Raw genomic sequence first — 17,597 nt, 5'->3', positions numbered from 1 at the left:
GTCACACCGCCACCGGGGCTTTGATGCCGGGATGCGGGTCGTAGCCCTCCAGCGAGATGTCCTCGTAGCGGTAGTCGAACAGGCTGTCCGCCGGCTTCAGGCTCAGCGTCGGGAACGGCCGCGCGTCCCGGGACAACTGCTTGCGCACCTGCTCGACGTGGTTGTCGTAGATGTGGCAGTCCCCGCCGGTCCAGATGAAATCGCCGACGCGCAGGCCGACCTGGTCGGCGATCATGTGCGTGAGCAGGGCGTAGCTGGCGATGTTGAACGGCACGCCGAGGAACAGGTCCGCGCTGCGCTGGTACAGCTGGCAGGACAGTTCGCCGTTGGCGACGTAGAACTGGAAGAACGCGTGGCACGGCGGCAGCGCCATCTGCGGGATGTCCCCGACGTTCCAGGCCGACACGATGATCCGGCGCGAATCCGGGTTCTCGCGCAGCGTGCGCAGGACCTCGCTGATCTGGTCGACGTGCCCGCCGCCGGGCGTCGGCCAGGACCGCCACTGCACGCCGTACACCGGGCCGAGGTCGCCGTCCTCGGCCGCCCATTCGTCCCAGATCGTGACGCCGTGGTCGCGCAGCCAGGTGACGTTCGAGTCGCCGCGCAGGAACCACAGCAGTTCGTACGCGATGGACCGGAAGTGCACTTTTTTCGTGGTGATCAGCGGGAATCCGTCGGCCAGCCGGTAGCGCAGCTGGTGCCCGAAGATCGACCGCGTGCCCGTGCCGGTGCGGTCCCCCTTCTCCGCCCCGGTGTCGAGCACGTGCTGAAGCAGGTCTTCGTACTGCGTATCCGGCATGCCCGAATGGTAGTCGAGCCAGCGGCGTGTCAGCGGGATATCAGCCGCCGCGGTGACGCTGGTCGCACCACCACGGAGAGGGGATCGAAGATGACCCGCCCACCCGGCCTGCCGCTCGAGCGCGACGCGGGACCGTTCGCGCCGCCGTCCGCCATCACCCGGCTGCGGGAGACCCGGCCGGTGAGCCCGCTGAAGTTCCCGGACGGGCACGACGGCTGGCTGGTCACCGGCTACGACGCGGTCCGCACGGCGCTCGCCGACCCGAGGTTCAGCTCGCGCCAGGACCTCGGGCAGGTGCACGTGCCCTACGAAACGCCGAGCATGCCCGAGGCGCAGGAGGAGTTCGGCCCGTCGCCGCAGGTGCCCGGCCTGTTCATCACGATGGACCCGCCGGACCACGCCCGGCTGCGCCGGAAGCTCACCGGCGCGTTCACGGTGAACCGGATGAAACGGCTCGAGGAGCACATCGGCGAAATCGCGCGGCGCCAGCTCGATCATCTCGCGGACTGCCCTAAGCCGGTCGATCTGGTGAAGGAATTCGCGCTTCCGATGCCGTCGCTGGTGATCTGCGAAATGCTCGGCGTCCCGTATTCCGACCGGGAGACGTTCCAGAGGAATTCCGCGCAGATGATGCTGCGGGACCAAACCCTCGAGGACAAGATGGCCGCGTGGAACGAGATCACGGCGTATCTCGGGAAGCTGGCGGCGGGCAAACGCGCGGATCCCGGCTCCGACATCCTGTCCGACCTGGCCCGAGACGAGGACCTGAGCATCGAGGAACTCGTCGGGATCGGGTTCCTGCTGCTGCTCGCCGGACACGAAACCACGGCGAACATGCTGGCACTGGGCACCTTCGCCCTGGTGGAGAACCCGGAGCAGATGGCCGCGCTGCGCGCCGATCCGGACCTGATTCCCGGTGCCGTCGAGGAACTGCTGCGCTATCTCACGGTAGTCGACATCCTGTTCCGGTACGCGTCCGAGGATCTCGAACTCGGCGGCGAAAAGATCAGCAAGGGTTCGACCGTTCTGCTTTCGCTGCTGGCCGCCAATCGCGATCCCGCGCATTTTCCCGGAGGCGGCACCATCGACGTCGAACGGAAAGCGCGCACGCATTTGTCGTTCGGGCACGGCGTGCACCAATGCCTCGGCCAGCAGCTCGCCCGGATCGAAATGCGCGTGGGATTCGCCGGGCTGCTGCGCCGCTTCCCGGCGCTCGCGCTCGCGGTCCCGCCGGAGGAGGTGCCGCTGCGGACCGGCATGAGCATCTACGGCGTCCACGAGCTGCCCGTCACCTGGTGAAGCCCAGACGTCAACCGATCAGTTGACGCATCCAGCGTCAACCTATACGTTGACGTTTATGACCGACCCTGTGCAAGCAATGGCCGCCCGGTACTTCCGGCACCGCGAGAACCCGTTCCTCGGCGAACTGGTGCGCGCGGCGAGATCCGGCCGCCAGCCGGGCGAGGACCTCAGCGCCGAAGACGCGGCCGGGGCGTTGCACCTGGTCCCGGACGTGCGAAGCGACCTGGACCGAGCCGAGGTCACGCTGATCGAATCGGTGCTCGACCGCGGCTGGACCTGGGAGCAGCTGGGGGCGGAGTACGGCAACCGGTCCAAGCAGGCGATGCAGCAGCACTACCGGCGGCGCGGCGGGAAACGTTCCTGGCCGGCCAAGGAACGCCCGCCGCGCACCGAATCGCCGCACCGGCTGACCGACGAGGACCTCGACCCGGCCGACGTGGCGAAGGTGCGCGAGGCGATCAGCGCCTTGCTCGCCACCGCGCACGACGTCGCCGAAACCCACACCGTCGACGGAACGTGGACCGCGGGCGAACCCGTCCTGGAGGAGATCTCGGCGATCGGGCTGGACCCGTTGCCGCGCTTGGAAGTCGCGTGCCGCACGGCGGCGAAGGCCATCGAAGACATGATCGTCGCGGGATGGGAACACCGGGATCCCGGACGCGAGGAGCGGCGGCGGCAGTCGTGGACGGTGCGGCTGGACGACGAGACGCGCGACCTGGCGTCCTGGCTCGACCGGGAACCGCAAGGGCGGCTTCTCCCCCGCGCCGACCGTCCGCTGGTCGTCGGCACGACCACCGCCGTACGGGCGGACCACGTCGAGATCGCCGCCGAGGACGTCGAACAGGTCCAGGAAGCGCTCAGCCTGACCCTCGCCCGGCTCGAAGCCCACCGCGCCGTGGTCGACCAGGTCATCGACGAACTGCGGCGACGGCAGGCGGAATTGTCCTGAGCGAAGGCACCGGGAGCGGAGTCACCGGGAGCGCAGCCACTTGTCCCACGGCCGTTCCTTGTCCTTCGCGAACGGCACCTCCGAGAGCAGTCCGCGCGGAATGAGCACCAGCGCTTCGCCGGCGAAGCTGACGCCGATCGCCAACTGGTGCGGCCTCGCCTGTTCGTGCATGCCGAATTTCACCGCCAGCATGGTGAATCCGACCGAGGCGGCGACGCCGAGCACGAACAGCGCGAGGCTCGATTTCCGGTAGCGCTGCCACAACTCGCCCTTCTTCGCATACAGCCGGATCGTCGCGCCGCGCGCCGCGCCGAAGGCGAGTCCGACCACGCAGCTGCCGGCGATCCACCACACGTCGGTACTGGTCAGCCCCGGGAAGCCGACCACCCCGGCGATGCCGATGGCGATCAGCACGACCGGCGGCGCGACGGTGTCCCGCCAGTTCAGCGGCTCCCCGAGCATCCGGAACACCAGCATCACCACGACGCCGACGACCAAGCCCGCCAGCACCCATCCGCTCATCGCGACCCCTCCCCCAGACCTCTTTTTAGCATCATCATGCTAAATCCATCGTGGCATCGTCGTGCTATAACCGCAACCATGCCGAAGATCGTGGTGCCGGAGGACCGGCGGAAGGCCGTGAGCGAGGCCGTGGTCCGCGTCGTGCGCCGCTCCGGGGTCGAGGGCGCGACGCTCGGCAACGTGGCCAAGGAAGCGGGCCTCGCGATCGGGTCGATCCGGCATTACTTCGCCGACCACGAAGCAATGATGATCTTCACCATGGACCAGCTCGGCCATCGGATCGGCGAGCGGGTCGCGGCGCGCGCGGACGCCCTGCTCGCCGCCGAAACCGGCCGCCGGACGCTGGTCGAAGACCTGCTCGCCGAATTCCTCCCGCTCGACGACGACCGCCGCGACGAAGCGGTCGCCTGGCTCGCGTTCACCGTCGCCGCCCGCACCCGCCCGGCGTTCCGCTCGAGCGCGGAGGCCCAGCACCGGTACCTGCGCGACCTGATCGCGCGGATCCTGCGCGAGGCCGTCGCGCTCGGCCGGCTACCCGAAGAACTGGACCTGACCGTCGAGGCGGTCCGGCTGTCCGCGGTGGTCGACGGACTGACCATGCAGGCGGTGCTGTATCCGGAATCGACGCCTCCGGAACTGCTCCGGGACGCGCTCCGGCGCAGCCTGCCGTAATCCCCCAGTCCCTTGTGGACCGACCTCCTCCGGCCCGGTTCATCGCCTGTGAACGCGCGGTGAATATTGCGAATTACCAGTCGCCGCGGTGAGCGAAACCGCGGCCGGGCCAGTCGTTTTCCCGCGAAACCGGCTGTGAACACTCACACCGCGTGCCGGAGCCGTTGCCCTGCGGGAGCGGGCAGCACACAGTGATGCTCGGCCGGGGCACCCCCGGCAAGCTCCCTTCCCCGTCTGGCACAAGGAGATTCGATGGATTACCGACCCACCCGGCGGACAGTCCGGATAACGGTGGCGACCGGGGCAGCCGCGCTTGCCGTGGCGCTGCTTCCGGGCACCGCGCTGGCCCAGTCGGCCAACGACGCGAACCAGCCGAACGGCCTCATCAAGACCGCCACGCACACCCAGGTGCAGGAAGTCCAGCCGCTCGGCGGACGCGTCGCGCATGCGCTGCCCGCCTCCAAGCAGCTCGAATACAACCAGCAGGTGCAGGAAAACGACCAGTGGTGCTGGGCCGCGGACGGCTCCAGCATCGAGCAGTCGCAGGGCGGCACCGCCACCCAGGAGGAATTCTGCGCGGCGGGCAAGGGCACGCAGGCCGGATACTGCCCGAACGAGGGCGGCCAGATCTACGAGATCGTGCAGGGCTTCCAGGGCACCGGGTTCTCCGCGCAGGACGCGAACGGGCCGATCAGCTACTCCTCGGTCCAGAACCAGGTCAACTCCGGAATCCTGAACCTGACCGGCATCTACTGGACCTCCGGCGGCGGGCACGCCGAGGTGATCTACGGGTACGACAGCTCGAACCAGTCGCTGATGGTCGGCGACCCGTGGCCGAGCTACGAGCGGTACCAGACCTGGGATTACAACCAATACCGCCGCAACGCCCAGTTCACCTGGAACGACACCATCGTCAACATCAAGAAGGGCTGACGAGCCGCCATGGGTGAGATCTGCCGGAAGTTCGCCGCCGGCGCGGCGATCGCGGTCGCGGCGCTCCTGTCCGCCGGTCCCGCCGAGGCCGCCGGGGCCTCGTGGGTCGCGCCGCCGTCGGAGCAGGACGTCGCGGCCGCGGTCAAAGCCGCGGAAACGGCACGCGCGATCAGTTTCGCCAAGTCGAACTTCCGGCAGGTCGGCCACGCCGATCCGGGCCGGATCACCCTCGGGAACCAGGGTTTCCCGGTCTACACGCTCAACCCCGACTTCGTCACCGCGAAACCGGGCGCGCCGGCCGGGGTGCTGCGGGCGATCGCGGTGACGGCCACCGCGGCCACCGGCGCGAAAGCCACCCTCCGCGCCGCGCCCGACCGCACCGCGCCGAACGGCTGGTCGGTCGGGAACGTGTTGTCCGGCAACGACGAGGAGACGCTCAGCGCCCGGCTGCGCCCGGGTTCGGTGCTGCTGAACGAACCGCAGATCAACGGCTGGTACGACCTCGGCCGCGACGGCGTCGTGCTGTTGCAGGCCAGCCTTCCGCAGTCGCCGGTCGGCCAGTTCACCCCGATCGCCGAGTACCAGCGGCAGGTGCATGCCCGCTACGCCGACAAACTGCCCGGTTCGGATTACCAGCGCAGCGGCGGGATCGGGTTCAAGCAGACCCTCCAGCGCGACACCGGACCGGCCGGTTCGCTGACCGTCGGGCTGATCGTGTTCGGTTCCGCAGTGGCCGCCGGCGGCGCGTTCCTGTTGTGGCGCTGGACGAAACGGCGGATCAGTCCCAAATGAGGTCGACCCCGGCGATGCCGACGCCGAGTTCCTCGAAGTAGGCGCTGATCGTGTTCCCCGGCCCGCAGAACAGCGGCTCGCGGACCAGCAGCTCCAGGTCCTCCCGCGGCCGGACGGTCCGCAGGCAGCGCGCGGGCAGCGCGGCCGGGTCGAAGCGCAGCCGCAGCAGGTACGCCGACATGCGGGAGCGCACGACCCGGTGGAAACTCCCCGGCCGGACCGAGGCGGCGGGACGCAGCGTGAAGCCGAACGTGTGGGTCTCCCCCTCGGCGAGGCCCCGGTCGAAGAGCACCTCGAACACCATCCCCGCCGACCGCGCGCTGCGGCGCACCCGCCCGACCCGGCAGCCGTCGACCGCGACGATCTCCGTCGCCGTGACGTCGCTGCCCTCCTCGTCCTGGTGCGTCACCAGGAAGCTGTCCGGACCGGATCTCCGGGCCCGCACCACCATGGTCGAGGAGATCTCCTCGGTCCTGCCTTGCGCGCCGAGCGTCAGCACGTCGACCACCGTCGCGACGTCGAGATCGGCGTTCTCCTCCACACCCGGCGTGCCGCTCAGCTCGTCGCGCAGCGCGAACGTTTCCGCCCAGCTCTGCTGGAGTTCCGGCAGCGACGGACGGCGGTCGGCGTCCGCGGTCCGGTGCGGTCCGATCAGCACGACCAGGCTGTCCGGCGGCAGGTTCAGCACCGACTCCAGAGCGCGCACGACGTCGAGCGAGCGGGGCGCGGACGGGCTGCGCAGACCGCGCTGCCAGTAACTCAGCGTGGACTCGGCGACCGAAACCCCGTGCGCGGCGAGATGGGCGCGCAGCCGCGAAAGGGACAGCCCGCGCCGGTCGACGGCCTCGGACAACGCGCGGTGGAACGGGCCGGACCGGACTGTTCGCGCCGACCACCGGACCGCCAAGCTCTGCTGCTGCATCTGGCTTCCCCTGCTCGTGCCGAATAGCTGTTCAGCATGAGCAGTTCGTGACCGGGCAACAACCGTCCATGGTCGAGAATCGGGCAAATCACCCCGCCTGGGGCGGCTCAGCCGTCCCCGAGATTCCGCCACACGGAGGCCAGAAGGCGCAGCTGCTCGTCGTCCAGCCGGTCGAAGAACAGCGTCCGGAGGTCCTCGTGATGGCGGCGGCGGGCTTTGCGCATCAGCGCCCGGCCCTGCGCGGTCAGCACCGCGTCGAAGCTGCGGGCGTCGACGGCCGATTGGCGGCGTTCGATCAGCCCCCGGCGGACGAGCCGGTCGGCCAGCCGGGTGAAGCCGCCGGTGGACATCAGCCGCCGCTGCGCGAGGTCGGTCATCCGCATGCCCGCGTCGCCCGCCTCGGCCAGCAGGGCCAGCACGCTGTACTCCGCCATGCTCACGTTCAGCGGCGCGAGCCCGTCGGCCAGCGCGCGCCACAGCCGCTCGTGCGTGCGCAGGAACCCGCTCCACGCCTCCTGTTCCAGGTCCCGCAGACCGTCGCTCGCCATGGCCACACGGTAACCGGGGCCCGGCAAACGGGTGATCGCGGCCACCACCGGAAATAGTTGTCTGCGCAGACAGGTTAATTCCGGCAGGCCCGTCCGCGACGCGGCGGCGGGCACCGGAAAGGAGCACCGACCATGGCTGAACCGCAGACCGCCGGGCCGCGGCCGTTCGAGCTCGGCGTCATGACCTTCGGCGAACTGACCCGGGACCCGGTTTCCGGGAAGCTCCCCTCGCCGCGGCAGCGGGTGCGCGAGACGATCGAGCAGGCGCAGGTCGCCGACCAGGTCGGGCTCGACGTGTTCGGCGTCGGCGAGCACCACCGCACCGACTTCGTCGGGTCCGCGCCCTCGATCCTGCTCGCCGCGGCCGCCGAGCGCACCGAACGCATCCGGCTGACCAGCGCGGTGACCGTGCTGAGTTCCGAGGACCCGGTGCGGGTGTGGGAGCAGTTCGCGACGCTCGACCTGCTGTCGGAAGGCCGGGCCGAAATCATCGCGGGCCGCGGGTCGTACACCGAATCCTTCCCGCTCTTCGGCTACGACCTCGCCGATTACGCCGAACTCTTCCGCGAGAAGCTCGACCTCCTGCTGGCGATCCGCGAGCAGAACCCGTTGACCTGGAAGGGAAAGTTCCGCGCGCCGCTCGACGAAGCGGACATCGCCCCGCGTGCGGACGGATTGCCGATCTGGGTGGGCGTCGGCGGGTCCGCGGCATCGGCGGTCAGCACCGGCCGGCGCGGGCTGCCGATGGCGTTGGCGCTGCTGCTGGGGCCGTTGACGCAGCACGAGCAGACCGCCGCGCTCTACCGGCAAGCGGCGCGGGAAGCCGGGCACGAGCCGGCGGCGATCAGCATCAACGTGCACGGGTATGCCGGGCGCACCAGCCAGGAGGCGCGCGAGACCATGTATCCCTATTTCGCGCAGGGCATGCTGGAGAACAACCATCAACGCGGCGAAGGCATGCGGATCTCGCGGGCCGCTTTCGAAGCACAGGCTTCGCCCGGGTCGGGGCTGCTGGTGGGCAGTTCGGCGGAGCTGATCGAGAAACTGCTTGCCTACCACGAGTTCTACGGGCTGAACCGGGTGCTGGTCCAGCTCGGTTTCGGCGGGGTGCCGCAGAAGGAGCATCTCGCCGCGATCGAGCGGTTCGGCGCCGAGGTCGCGCCGGTCGTGCGGCGGGAGATCGCGGCGTGAGCGGGCTGCGGGCGGTGGTCGTCAACGGGAGCCCGAGCCGGCCGTCCAAGACGATGGGGCTGGTGGACGTCATTCTGGACACGCTCGGCGGGCTGGTTCCCGTGGAAGCGTCGCGGATCGACGTCTACCGGCTGGGGCTCGGCGGAATCATCGAACGGCCGGACGCGCCGCCGGAGGTCGAGGCGGCGTTGCGGAGAGCCGAAGAGGCGGACCTGCTGATCGCGGCGACGCCGGTGTTCCGCGGTTCGTATCCCGGGATGTTCAAGCAGTTCTTCGACCTGGTCGACCAGTACGCGCTCGTCGACAAACCCGTCCTGCTGGCCGCGACCGGCGGCGGCGAGCACCACGCGCTCGTCCTGGAGCACGCGCTGCGGCCGTTGTTCGGGTTCTTCCAAGCCCTGACGCTGCCGGTCGCGATCTTCGCCTCCAGCGGGGATTTCGACGGCACCGTGCTGTTGAATCCGCGCGTGCACGGCCGGATCGAGATCGCGGTTTCGTCCGCGGCCCGGTTCCTTCCGGCGCTGACGGTTCAGGAGGCGAAGTAGGCCGTCGCGAATTCCGTCAACCGTTGTGCCGCCGCGGAAAGATACGCGTCCGCGCGCCGCACGACGGTCAACGTCCGAGAGCAATCCGGAACATCCAGCCGCAGCCCGACAGCCGCCTCGTCCTTGGCGGCCTGCCGGGCGACCTCCGGCACCAGGCCGACCCCCAGGCCGCTCGCGATCAGCTGGCCGGTCGCGCCGGGTTCGTCGCTCTCGCAGCAGTAGTTCGGTTCCAGCCCGGCCTCGGCGAAAAGGCGGTCCGCCAGCGTGCGCGGCCAGTAGCCGGGCCGGGTGGTCACCATCGGCTCGTTCGCGAGATCCGCCATCCGGACGCGTTTGCGGCGCGCCAGCCGATGCGTGCTGGGCACGGCGAGCAGCACTTCTTCGCGCAGCAGCTCTTTCGCCTGCAGGCCAGGCTGCCGCAGCGGCTGCGAGGCAAAGCACAGGTCGACCTCGCCCGCGCACAGCTGCTGCGCCATGGTTTCCGCCGACGATTGGTAAAGCCGCAGCTCGATGCCGGGGTACTCGGCGCGGAAGGCGCTCATCAGGCCGGTGAGCGTGAGCAGGGTTTCCGCCGCGACGGCGACCCGGCCGTGGTCCAGACCAGCCAGGTCGACGAGTTCCTGGCGGGCGTCGTCGAGTTCGCGCAGGGCCCGGTCGACGCGGCGCAGGAACGTGGTGCCGAAGTGGTTGAGCCGCAGCCCTCGCCCGGCGCGTTCGAACAGCGGGACGCCGAGATCCGCCTCCAGCCGCGCGATCGCCCGGCTCAGCGAAGGCTGGGCGATGTGCAGCTCGGCCGCCGCCTGGCTGAGGTGGCCGCGGTAGGCGACCGCCTGGAAGTAACGCAGCTGAAGCAGGTCCATTCATAGCTCCGAGGTCATGAATATATGCCGAATTTGGTCTTGGACGGCATGAGAACTTCAGCTTAGCGTCTGAACGGGGGAAGACTTACGCGCACAAGGGGGAACGGTGGCCGAAGCGGCCCTGACACGCGGGCGGACGTTGCTGGTGGTGCTGCGGGCGGTCGTGACGGTGCACGCCATCGCGATCCTCGGCCAGCCGGTGTTCGCCGGACGGTATCTGATCGGCGATTACGCCATGCTGGCGATGCACGAACTCGGCGCGAACATCGTGTCGACGGTCGCGCTGATACAGCTCGTACCCGCCGCGCTGTACTGGTGGCGCGGCGGCGTCCAGTGGCCGTTCTGGGCGAGCCTGCTGCTGGCCGGCGGCGAGACCGCGCAGTACTTCGCGGGCCAAGCCGGTGCGCTCGACCTGCACATTCCGCTCGGCGTCGCGCTGGTCGCGATCGCGCTCGGGACGTTGTTCGGCATCTGGCGGACCGGGGCGCGGCGATGAGCGGGATGTCGCGCCGCCGGTTTCTCGGGCTGGCCGGCGGCGCCGGGGTCGTGCTCACCGCCGGGTTCGTCACCCCGCGGCTGCTTCGCCCGGCCGCCGCCACCGGTGAACTGCTGACCAGCGAAGTGCCGCTGCCGCAACCGTTTCAGGTCCCGTTGCCGCTGCCGCCGGTGCTGAAGCCGGTGTCCCGAGACGGCGGCGTCGACCGGTACGAGATCGCACAACGGGCGAGCACCGCGGAGATCCTTCCCGGACTGCGCACGCCGATCTGGGGTTACGAAGGCATTTTCCCCGGTCCGACGATCGAGTCCCGCAGCGGCCGCACCACGATCGTCCGGCACCGCAACGAACTTCCGGTGCCGACTGTCGTGCACCTGCACGGCGGACGCACGCCACCAGAGTCCGACGGATACGCCACCGACCTCGTCCTGCCCGCCGACGGCCGGTATCTGGCCGGCGCCGGGCACGGCCACGCAGGGATGGCCGATCCGGACGCCGTCGTCACCACCGGCACCCGCGAGTACACGTATCCGTTGCGGCAGAAGGCCGCGATGCTCTGGTACCACGACCACCGGATGGATTTCACCGGTCCGGCCGTCTACCGCGGCCTCGCCGGGTTGCACATCGTCCGCGACGACGAGGAAGACGCCTTGCCGCTGCCGCGCGGGGAGCGCGAACTGCCGCTGGTGATCACCGACCGCGCTTTCGCCGAAGACGGAGCGATGCGGTATCCGTCGCTGGATCCGTCCCTCCGGTCGGTGCCCGGGGTCGAAGACGCTTACGCGGCAGGCGTTCTCGGTGACGTATTGCTGGTGAACGGAGCCCCGTGGCCGGTCGCGGAAGTGTCGGCGACCCGGTATCGGCTTCGCTTCCTCAACGGTTCCAATGCCCGCCGGTACGACCTCGCCCTCGATCCGCCGCCGCCGAGCGGACCGGCGTTCACGCAAATCGGCTCGGACCAAGGCTTGCTCGACGCCCCGCGCGGCCACGAGCATCTGCCGATCGCGCCCGCCGAACGGTACGACGTGGTGGTCGATTTCGGCGCTTATCCGGTGGGTACCGAGGTAACGCTGGTCAACCGGCTCGGCACCGGGTCCACCGCACGGGTAATGCGTTTTCGCGTCGCTCGCCGGGCCAAAGAGGACAGCCGCATCCCGGCGCGACTGTCCGAAGTGGAGCGACTCGACCGGGCACAAGCGACGGTGACGCGCGAGTTCGCGTTCCGAAGTGGACAGTTCAACGGCAGGCACGGCTGGACCATCGGCGGCGAGGCTTTCACTCCGACGCGCATCGCGGCCCAGCCGAGACTCGGCGACGTCGAGATCTGGCGGTTCGTGGCGGACCTGCACCATCCGATCCACCTGCACCTGGTGCACTTCCAGGTGCTTTCCCGCGGAGGCAAGGCTCCCGCGCCGCACGACGCGGGCCGAAAGGACACTGTGGACCTTCAGCCTGGCGAAGCGGTCGAGGTGATCGCGCGATTCGACGGGTACCGCGGGCGGTACATGTTCCATTGCCACAACGCCGAGCACGAGGACATGGGAATGATGGCCACGTTCAAGACGGTCTAACGGGGCCGCACCCAGGATTTCGCGCGCCGCCCCGTCGCGAACGCGCATACCAGCAGCGGTAGCACCCAATCCGCGTCGATCAGGAAGAAACGCACGAGAGACCCGCCGCCGACGCCGTCCAGGTCGAGCACGCGGCTGCCGTCGATCGGCACGAACGCGACCACCAGGGCGACCGCGACTACCAGCAGCCTGCTGCCCGCACCGAGCAGGACGAGCGTGCGGCCGAGCGGGTTGCGCAGGGCCAGCAGCATCGCGCCGGCCAAGCAGCACACCCCGCAGAGGACCTGGCTGACCAGGCCGCCGAGCATGCTGCTCGAGAGGGTGCCGTCGTCGGCGGGCACGTACCCGGAGATCAGCGACCACGCGTCGACCGGGTCCCAGCGGCCGTTCGGCTGAGCCGAAGGGACCGTGGCGGACGGCCAGATCAGGAACGCCGTCTCCCGAACGGCCGCTAGCACCGCGAAGCCGATCGCGAGTGCCGCGCCGGCTGGCAGCCGCCTGGTCCGCTCGACCGTTCGTTCCGCCACCAGACCCCTCCTCCATCGCCAGAAGGCGGCCAAGCTAGCGCGGCGCGGCGGGACCGGTCCCGGATGTCCTGGCTCAAGCTGCGCGAACGCCATCCGGTCGTGCGGGCAAGTACCAGCACTGGACTGCCGTCTAGTGCTATCGTGCAACTAGGGTTACAAGTACTAACGTTCGATTACGTCCTTAACTACGCTGGGCCGCGTCTGTGAGCTGACATGAGCGCATTGCCGGAACGAGTGGCGATCATCGCCCACGACCCGATCAGCGGCGAGGGCGCGGCCGCCTACCTGCGCGGCACGCCCCGCTACGCCGTGCTGGCCCCCGCCGAGGCGCCGCGCGCGGACGTCCTGCTCGTGATCGTGCCGGAGGTCCGCGAGAAAACCCTGCTCGACCTGGCGCGCATCCGCCGGGGCGCGCTGATGCCGGACGTGCGCGCGGTGCTGGTCGCGGACCGGATCGAAAAGGCGGAACTGCCGAGGCTCGGCGGATTCGGCCTGTCCGCGGTGCTGTACCGCGGTTCGGCGACGCGCGAGAAGCTGCTGGAGGCACTGGCCGCCCGGGTGCCGGTGGCGGAACCGGAGGAGTCCCGCGCGACCAGGCTGACCGACGAATTCCGCACCAGCGAGGCCGAGGCCCGGTACCCGCGAGGGTTCCTCGACCGGCACCGGCTGCAAACCCGCGAGGTGCAAATCCTCGGCCTGCTCGCGGACGGTCTCGGCACGGTCGAAATCGCCGACCGGATGGCGTATTCGGAGCGGACGATCAAGAACATCATCAGCACGCTGCTGGTGCGGTTCGACCTGCGGAATCGCTCGCACGCGGTCGCGTATGCGCTGAGGACCGGCATCATCTGAACCGCCTCGCCCGGATTGCCTGGCGCGGTCGCGGGGTGGCTCGGCTTGGCTCGCGCCCGTTCCGGAATACGCAGGCGGCCGCACGCCCGATTGCCGCCTCCGCGATCAACCAGAGCCCCCACCTCAAATCGCGCCATTCCGAAGCGCATACGCCACCGCGTGCGTCCGATTGCGCAAGTCCAGCCGTTGCGACAAATCGTGGATGACCTTCTTCACCGCGCGTTCCGAAAAGTTGATTTTCTCCGCGGTTTCCGCCGTGTCGAGGCCTTCGGCCAGCAGGCGCAGCACGTCGATTTCCCGCTGCGTCAGGCCGGAACTGTGCGTCGGGCGAGGGTCCATCGGGCGGCGGAAATGGCTGAGGAGCGTGCCCAGCGCCGCCGGGGGCAGGATTCCGCCGCCGCGGGACGCCGTCAGCACCGCGGCGGCCAGTTGCTCGCTCGACGTGCGTTCGCGGTTCAGCAGAGCGACCACGTTGCATTCCACCGCGGTCAGCACCGCGGCCCCGGCGGCCTCCTCGTCGACGAGCAGGACCACCGGAGCGTCCACAGTGGCCTTCAGTCCGCGCAACGTCGACGTCACCTCCACTGAGAGCAGCTCGGCCGCGACGACGAGCACGTCCGCCTCGGCGGTCACCACGGAAAACTCCGGCCGCGTCTGCAACCAGCTCCGGATCCCGGTCTCGGTAAGGGGATCCGAGGCTCGAATCAGCACCCGGACCGCTTCGTTCCGCACCGCCGCCCCGTTCATCCCGTTCCCCCTCCCCTTCCGGTCCTCCCGCAACCTAGGGCCCCGGCGGGACGACCGGCGATCCCGCGCGGGGTAAAGATCAGGTACAGCCAGCTGTACCGCCCATGGTCCCGCGATACTGGGGAGGACGAAAGGACGCCGATGGCACGGACGGGACGTCGGCCCGGGCAGACCGAAACGCGGGAGGCCATTCTGGCCGCCGCGCGGGACCTGTTCGGCCGGAACGGGTACGAGGGCGCGACGATCCGCGCGATCGCCGCGGAGGCGGGCGTGAATCCCGCGCTCGTGCACCATTTCTTCGGCAGCAAGGACCAGGTTTTCGCGACCGCGCTGCACCTTCCGGCCGACCCGGGCGTCGTGGTGGCCGCGATTCTGGACGGCCCGCGCTCAGGCGTCGGCGAACGGCTCGTCCGGCTGTTTCTGACCCTGTGGGAAACCCCGGCCTCGCGCGACGCGTTCTTCGGCGTGCTGCGTTCGGTGTCCACGACCGAACAGGCCGCGGACATGCTGCGCGGCTTCATCCAGGGCGCGCTGCTCGACAAGATCGCCACCGCCCTCGACATCCCGCCCTTGCGGGTCACCGGCATCGCCGCCCAGCTCGTCGGACTCGCCATGATCCGCTACGTCATCCAGGTCGACCCCCTCGCCAAGGCCTCCCACGACGACGTCATCGCACTGATCGCCCCCGCCGTCCAGCAGTACCTCGACCACACCTGACCTCGGCCGATCCACCCCGCCCGGCCTTGACAGGGAAATTCCGCGCGCGCAGAATTAACCGCATGATTAATTCCGCGGTGGTCATCGACGGCCTGCGGGTCGTCCGCGGTGGCCGGGAGGTGCTGCGCGACGTGAGCTTCCGCGTCGAGGCCGGTTCGGTCACCGGGCTGCTCGGGCCTAGCGGCTGCGGGAAGACCACGCTGATGCGCGCGGTCGTCGGCGTGCAGGTGACCCACGGCGGCACCGTCACCGTGCTCGGCGAACCCGCCGGGAGCCGCTGGCTGCGCAAGCGGATCGGGTATGCCACGCAAGCACCGGCGGTCTACGCCGATCTCACCGTCACCGAATCCCTGCGCTATTTCGCCTCCGTGCTCGGCGCGCCTGCGCGTTCGGTGACCGACGCGATCGAGCAGGTCGGCCTCGGTTCGCACGCCGACGCGCTGGTCGGGCGGCTCTCCGGCGGCCAGCGCAGCCGGGCGAGCCTCGCCGTCGCGCTGCTCGGCAAACCCGAGCTGCTCGTGCTCGACGAACCGACTGTCGGGCTGGATCCGTTGCTGCGCGAGCATTTGTGGAACGTTTTCCATCGGCTCGCCGCCGACGGCACCACGCTTCTGGTGTCCAGCCACGTCATGGACGAAGCCGCCCGATGCACCCGGTTGCTGCTGATGCGCGACGGCGCGCTGCTCGCCGACGATTCGCCGGACGCCCTGCGCGCGGCCACCGGTGAACAAGACCTCGAACGCGCGTTCCTGCACCTGGTGAAGGCCCAGCGATGACTGTCTCGATCACCCTCGCCACCACTCGCCGCATCCTGACCCAGCTGCGCCACGATCCGCGCACCGTCGTGATGCTCGTTCTCGTGCCGACGCTGCTGATGTTGTTGCTGCGCTTCGTGTTCGACTCGGCCGCGACGTTCAGCCGGATCGCCCCCGCGCTGCTCGGCGTGTTCCCGTTCGTGATCATGTTCCTGATCGCGTCGATCACCACCCTGCGCGAACGCACCGCGGGCACCCTGGAGCGGCTGATGACGTTGCCGCTGCGGAAATTCGACCTGCTCGCCGGGTACGCGCTGGCGTTCGGGCTGGTCGCGGTGCTGCAGGTGGCGGTCGCGACGGCGGTCAGCCTGTGGTGGCTCGGGCTGTCGGTGGCCGGTTCGGTGTGGTCGCTGCTGCTGATCACCGTGCTCGACGCGTTGCTCGGCATGGCGCTGGGCCTGTTCGTGAGCGCGTTCGCGACGAGCGAGTTCCAGGCCGTGCAGTTCATGCCGCTGTTCGTGCTGCCGCAAACGTTGCTGTGCGGGCTTTTCCAGCCGCGCGACCAGATGGGCTGGGTGCTGCACTGGCTGTCGGACGTGATGCCGCTGTCCTACGCCGTCGAAGCACTCACCCAGGTGACGCACAGCGCGGACTGGACGACGACGTTGACCCGCAACATTCTCATCGTGCTCGGCTGCGCGGTACTCGCGCTGGGACTTGGTGCGGCGACGCTCCGCCGTCGCACGCCTTAAAGCCGCCGAGCCGCTGCCTCGTAAGCCGCGCGGTTGCGGTCGAGCCATTTCGCGAAGTACTGGTCGGACTGCGCGTAAACGTATCCCGGCGGGACGAACAAAACGGCGAAGACCGCGAACGTGCCGAGCCCGATGATCGCCAGCTTCAGCTCCGGGTCCGACGGTGGAGAGGACATAAAGGACAGTCCACAGACGACAGCCGCCAAACAACCCATCCCTGCCGCAGCAAAGAAAGCTCCCCGCACGTTCCCCGGTGTTCGGCCAGCAGGCGGATGCGAACCCGGCCGCAACGCCCGTTCGGTCGCGGGCCGACTACGCCAGCTCAAGACCCCGCCGAGCCACAGCACCGCGAAGAACACCCCGCCGCCCGCCAGGCCGAACCCGCCCGCGGCGGAGTGGGCCAGCATGCCGACCAGAAGCCCGCTGACTCCGAACAGCCCGGCGAGGCTGGCCGTCATCACCCGATAAACCCGGCGCGTGGTGACGATCGCCTGCAGCCGCGCGGTGTAGTCGCGCAGTCGTTGCTCCGGCGTGTCCGCGACCGCGCGGACCTGGTATCCACTCACGGCTTCCGGAGGAATCCGGCCGCGCGGAGCCGTTCGGTCTCGCGGACGTCGATGCTCGTGCGCACCCCGTTGGTCACGGTGACATCGCCGTTGAGCACACCGAGCGCGATGATCACGAAGCCGAGCGTGCGGATCAGCATCGCCCAGCCCGCCTTCCAGAGCCCGATCCGGCCGCCGTCGCGGAGCCGGACCAGGCGGATGCCGTTGAACAGCGCGCCGAGGCCGCGTCCGTTGCCGTAGAACCAGCCGTACAGCAGCGGCAGGACAAAGAGTCCAGCCACCCCGATCACGCTCGCCCCGACCGCGGCGTCGACGGCGTTCGACTTGAAGTAGTACGCCACCGCCGCGGCCGCGGAGAGACCGGTGACCAGCAGGAAGTCGACCAGCCAGGCCCAGATCGTGGAAGCGGTGCGCGCCTCGACGTACAACTCGCCGTTCTCGAACGCGCGAATCCGCGCCGCGGCGTCCTTGCCGAGGACGGGTTCGGCCTGCGTGCGGAGGCTGACCAGCACGTCTTGCTGAGTGTTCACGCCCTTCCCGACGCTGATCGGGGGCCGGAGGTTCCCCCGGCCGGCGAAC

22 protein-coding genes are annotated in these 17,597 nt (G+C 69.5%); 13 read left to right on the top strand and 9 right to left on the bottom strand.

The features are described from left to right. Window position 1: 1 nt before the first annotated feature. Window positions 2-799: a thymidylate synthase gene (locus tag F9C11_RS14605; protein ID WP_409185404.1), complete on the bottom strand. Its 798-nt coding sequence runs from the start codon at window positions 797-799 to the stop codon at window positions 2-4. A 90-nt stretch (window positions 800-889) separates the two neighbouring features. On the opposite strand from F9C11_RS14605, the gene F9C11_RS14600 reads away from it, so the two are divergent. Both F9C11_RS14600 and F9C11_RS14595 read left to right on the top strand, forming a co-directional pair. Next, window positions 890-2,098, top strand: coding sequence for a cytochrome P450 (locus F9C11_RS14600; RefSeq protein WP_409185403.1), 1,209 nt, complete (start codon window positions 890-892; stop codon window positions 2,096-2,098). 58 nt (window positions 2,099-2,156) lie between these two features. Beyond that, a complete protein-coding gene (locus F9C11_RS14595) occupies window positions 2,157-3,050 on the top strand; it encodes a hypothetical protein (RefSeq protein ID WP_409185402.1) in 894 nt (297 codons plus the stop codon). Window positions 3,051-3,071: 21 nt separating this feature from the next. Here F9C11_RS14595 and F9C11_RS14590 read toward each other — a convergent pair whose 3' ends face one another. After that, window positions 3,072-3,572 carry a DUF1453 domain-containing protein gene (locus F9C11_RS14590; RefSeq protein WP_409185401.1) on the bottom strand — a complete coding sequence of 167 codons (501 nt, stop codon included), beginning with the start codon at window positions 3,570-3,572 and terminating at the stop codon, window positions 3,072-3,074. A gap of 78 nt (window positions 3,573-3,650) precedes the next feature. Here F9C11_RS14590 and F9C11_RS14585 point away from each other — a divergent pair, with 78 nt between their 5' ends. The 3 genes from F9C11_RS14585 to F9C11_RS14575 all read left to right on the top strand — a co-directional run bounded on the left by F9C11_RS14585 (window position 3,651) and on the right by F9C11_RS14575 (window position 5,969). After that, window positions 3,651-4,244: a TetR/AcrR family transcriptional regulator gene (locus tag F9C11_RS14585; RefSeq protein ID WP_409185400.1), complete on the top strand. Its 594-nt coding sequence runs from the start codon at window positions 3,651-3,653 to the stop codon at window positions 4,242-4,244. Between the two features lie 252 nt (window positions 4,245-4,496). Next, window positions 4,497-5,177, top strand: coding sequence for a papain-like cysteine protease family protein (locus F9C11_RS14580; RefSeq protein WP_409185399.1), 681 nt, complete (start codon window positions 4,497-4,499; stop codon window positions 5,175-5,177). A gap of 9 nt (window positions 5,178-5,186) precedes the next feature. Continuing rightward, window positions 5,187-5,969, top strand: a complete 783-nt coding sequence (locus F9C11_RS14575) for a hypothetical protein (protein ID WP_409185398.1) — start codon at window positions 5,187-5,189, stop codon at window positions 5,967-5,969. Here the strand turns inward: F9C11_RS14575 and F9C11_RS14570 are convergent. Together F9C11_RS14570 and F9C11_RS14565 are read right to left on the bottom strand one after the other, a co-directional pair. Beyond that, window positions 5,956-6,891 carry an XRE family transcriptional regulator gene (locus F9C11_RS14570; RefSeq protein WP_409185397.1) on the bottom strand — a complete coding sequence of 312 codons (936 nt, stop codon included), beginning with the start codon at window positions 6,889-6,891 and terminating at the stop codon, window positions 5,956-5,958. The genes F9C11_RS14575 and F9C11_RS14570 overlap by 14 nt on opposite strands. A 107-nt stretch (window positions 6,892-6,998) precedes the next feature. Then, window positions 6,999-7,439 carry a MarR family winged helix-turn-helix transcriptional regulator gene (locus F9C11_RS14565; RefSeq protein WP_409185396.1) on the bottom strand — a complete coding sequence of 147 codons (441 nt, stop codon included), beginning with the start codon at window positions 7,437-7,439 and terminating at the stop codon, window positions 6,999-7,001. Window positions 7,440-7,571: 132 nt separating this feature from the next. On the opposite strand from F9C11_RS14565, the gene F9C11_RS14560 reads away from it, so the two are divergent. Both F9C11_RS14560 and F9C11_RS14555 read left to right on the top strand, forming a co-directional pair. After that, window positions 7,572-8,630 carry an LLM class flavin-dependent oxidoreductase gene (locus F9C11_RS14560; RefSeq protein WP_409185395.1) on the top strand — a complete coding sequence of 353 codons (1,059 nt, stop codon included), beginning with the start codon at window positions 7,572-7,574 and terminating at the stop codon, window positions 8,628-8,630. Continuing rightward, entirely contained in the window at window positions 8,627-9,175 is a 549-nt protein-coding gene (locus F9C11_RS14555) for an NAD(P)H-dependent oxidoreductase (protein WP_409185394.1), read from the top strand. The genes F9C11_RS14560 and F9C11_RS14555 overlap by 4 nt, the downstream gene beginning before the upstream one ends. On the opposite strand, the gene F9C11_RS14550 is transcribed toward F9C11_RS14555, so the two are convergent. Beyond that, window positions 9,160-10,035, bottom strand: a complete 876-nt coding sequence (locus F9C11_RS14550; RefSeq protein WP_409185393.1) for a LysR family transcriptional regulator — start codon at window positions 10,033-10,035, stop codon at window positions 9,160-9,162. The genes F9C11_RS14555 and F9C11_RS14550 overlap by 16 nt on opposite strands. 106 nt (window positions 10,036-10,141) lie before the next feature. Between F9C11_RS14550 and F9C11_RS14545 the strand changes: the two genes are divergently transcribed. Together F9C11_RS14545 and F9C11_RS14540 are read left to right on the top strand one after the other, a co-directional pair. Beyond that, on the top strand, window positions 10,142-10,531 hold the full coding sequence (locus tag F9C11_RS14545; protein ID WP_409185392.1) for a hypothetical protein: 390 nt from the start codon (window positions 10,142-10,144) through the stop codon (window positions 10,529-10,531). Continuing rightward, complete coding sequence (locus F9C11_RS14540) at window positions 10,528-12,102, top strand: multicopper oxidase family protein (protein WP_409185391.1); 1,575 nt, start codon at window positions 10,528-10,530, stop codon at window positions 12,100-12,102. The genes F9C11_RS14545 and F9C11_RS14540 overlap by 4 nt, the downstream gene beginning before the upstream one ends. Here F9C11_RS14540 and F9C11_RS14535 read toward each other — a convergent pair. After that, a complete protein-coding gene (locus tag F9C11_RS14535; protein ID WP_409185390.1) occupies window positions 12,099-12,629 on the bottom strand; it encodes a hypothetical protein in 531 nt (176 codons plus the stop codon). The two genes, F9C11_RS14540 and F9C11_RS14535, sit on opposite strands and share 4 nt — an antisense overlap. 213 nt (window positions 12,630-12,842) lie before the next feature. Here F9C11_RS14535 and F9C11_RS14530 point away from each other — a divergent pair, with 213 nt between their 5' ends. Next, window positions 12,843-13,481 (top strand): response regulator transcription factor, encoded by a 639-nt coding sequence (locus F9C11_RS14530; protein ID WP_409185389.1) that lies wholly within the window; start codon window positions 12,843-12,845, stop codon window positions 13,479-13,481. A 123-nt stretch (window positions 13,482-13,604) separates the two neighbouring features. Here the strand turns inward: F9C11_RS14530 and F9C11_RS14525 are convergent, their stop codons facing one another. Continuing rightward, on the bottom strand, window positions 13,605-14,228 hold the full coding sequence (locus F9C11_RS14525) for a response regulator transcription factor (RefSeq protein ID WP_409185388.1): 624 nt from the start codon (window positions 14,226-14,228) through the stop codon (window positions 13,605-13,607). Between the two features lie 141 nt (window positions 14,229-14,369). Between F9C11_RS14525 and F9C11_RS14520 the strand changes: the two genes are divergently transcribed. From F9C11_RS14520 to F9C11_RS14510, 3 genes are all read left to right on the top strand, one after another. Next, complete coding sequence (locus F9C11_RS14520) at window positions 14,370-14,945, top strand: TetR family transcriptional regulator (protein ID WP_409185387.1); 576 nt, start codon at window positions 14,370-14,372, stop codon at window positions 14,943-14,945. A gap of 62 nt (window positions 14,946-15,007) precedes the next feature. Then, window positions 15,008-15,721 carry an ABC transporter ATP-binding protein gene (locus F9C11_RS14515; RefSeq protein WP_409185386.1) on the top strand — a complete coding sequence of 238 codons (714 nt, stop codon included), beginning with the start codon at window positions 15,008-15,010 and terminating at the stop codon, window positions 15,719-15,721. After that, window positions 15,718-16,452, top strand: a complete 735-nt coding sequence (locus tag F9C11_RS14510; protein ID WP_409185385.1) for an ABC transporter permease — start codon at window positions 15,718-15,720, stop codon at window positions 16,450-16,452. The genes F9C11_RS14515 and F9C11_RS14510 overlap by 4 nt, the downstream gene beginning before the upstream one ends. Here the strand turns inward: F9C11_RS14510 and F9C11_RS14505 are convergent. Both F9C11_RS14505 and F9C11_RS14500 read right to left on the bottom strand, forming a co-directional pair. After that, the gene (locus F9C11_RS14505) at window positions 16,449-17,018 is read right to left on the bottom strand and encodes a hypothetical protein (protein ID WP_409185384.1); all 570 of its coding nucleotides are present in this window, start codon (window positions 17,016-17,018) and stop codon (window positions 16,449-16,451) included. The two genes, F9C11_RS14510 and F9C11_RS14505, sit on opposite strands and share 4 nt — an antisense overlap. Next, entirely contained in the window at window positions 17,015-17,548 is a 534-nt protein-coding gene (locus tag F9C11_RS14500) for a hypothetical protein (protein ID WP_409185383.1), read from the bottom strand. Before F9C11_RS14500 ends, F9C11_RS14505 begins: the two co-directional genes overlap by 4 nt. Window positions 17,549-17,597: the final 49 nt, after the last annotated feature.

The organism is Amycolatopsis sp. VS8301801F10, from assembly GCF_046195355.1.
Lineage (GTDB): Bacteria > Actinomycetota > Actinomycetes > Mycobacteriales > Pseudonocardiaceae > Amycolatopsis.
Note: the sequence above shows the minus strand (reverse complement) of the source record. Positions and strands in the feature narration are given on the sequence as shown.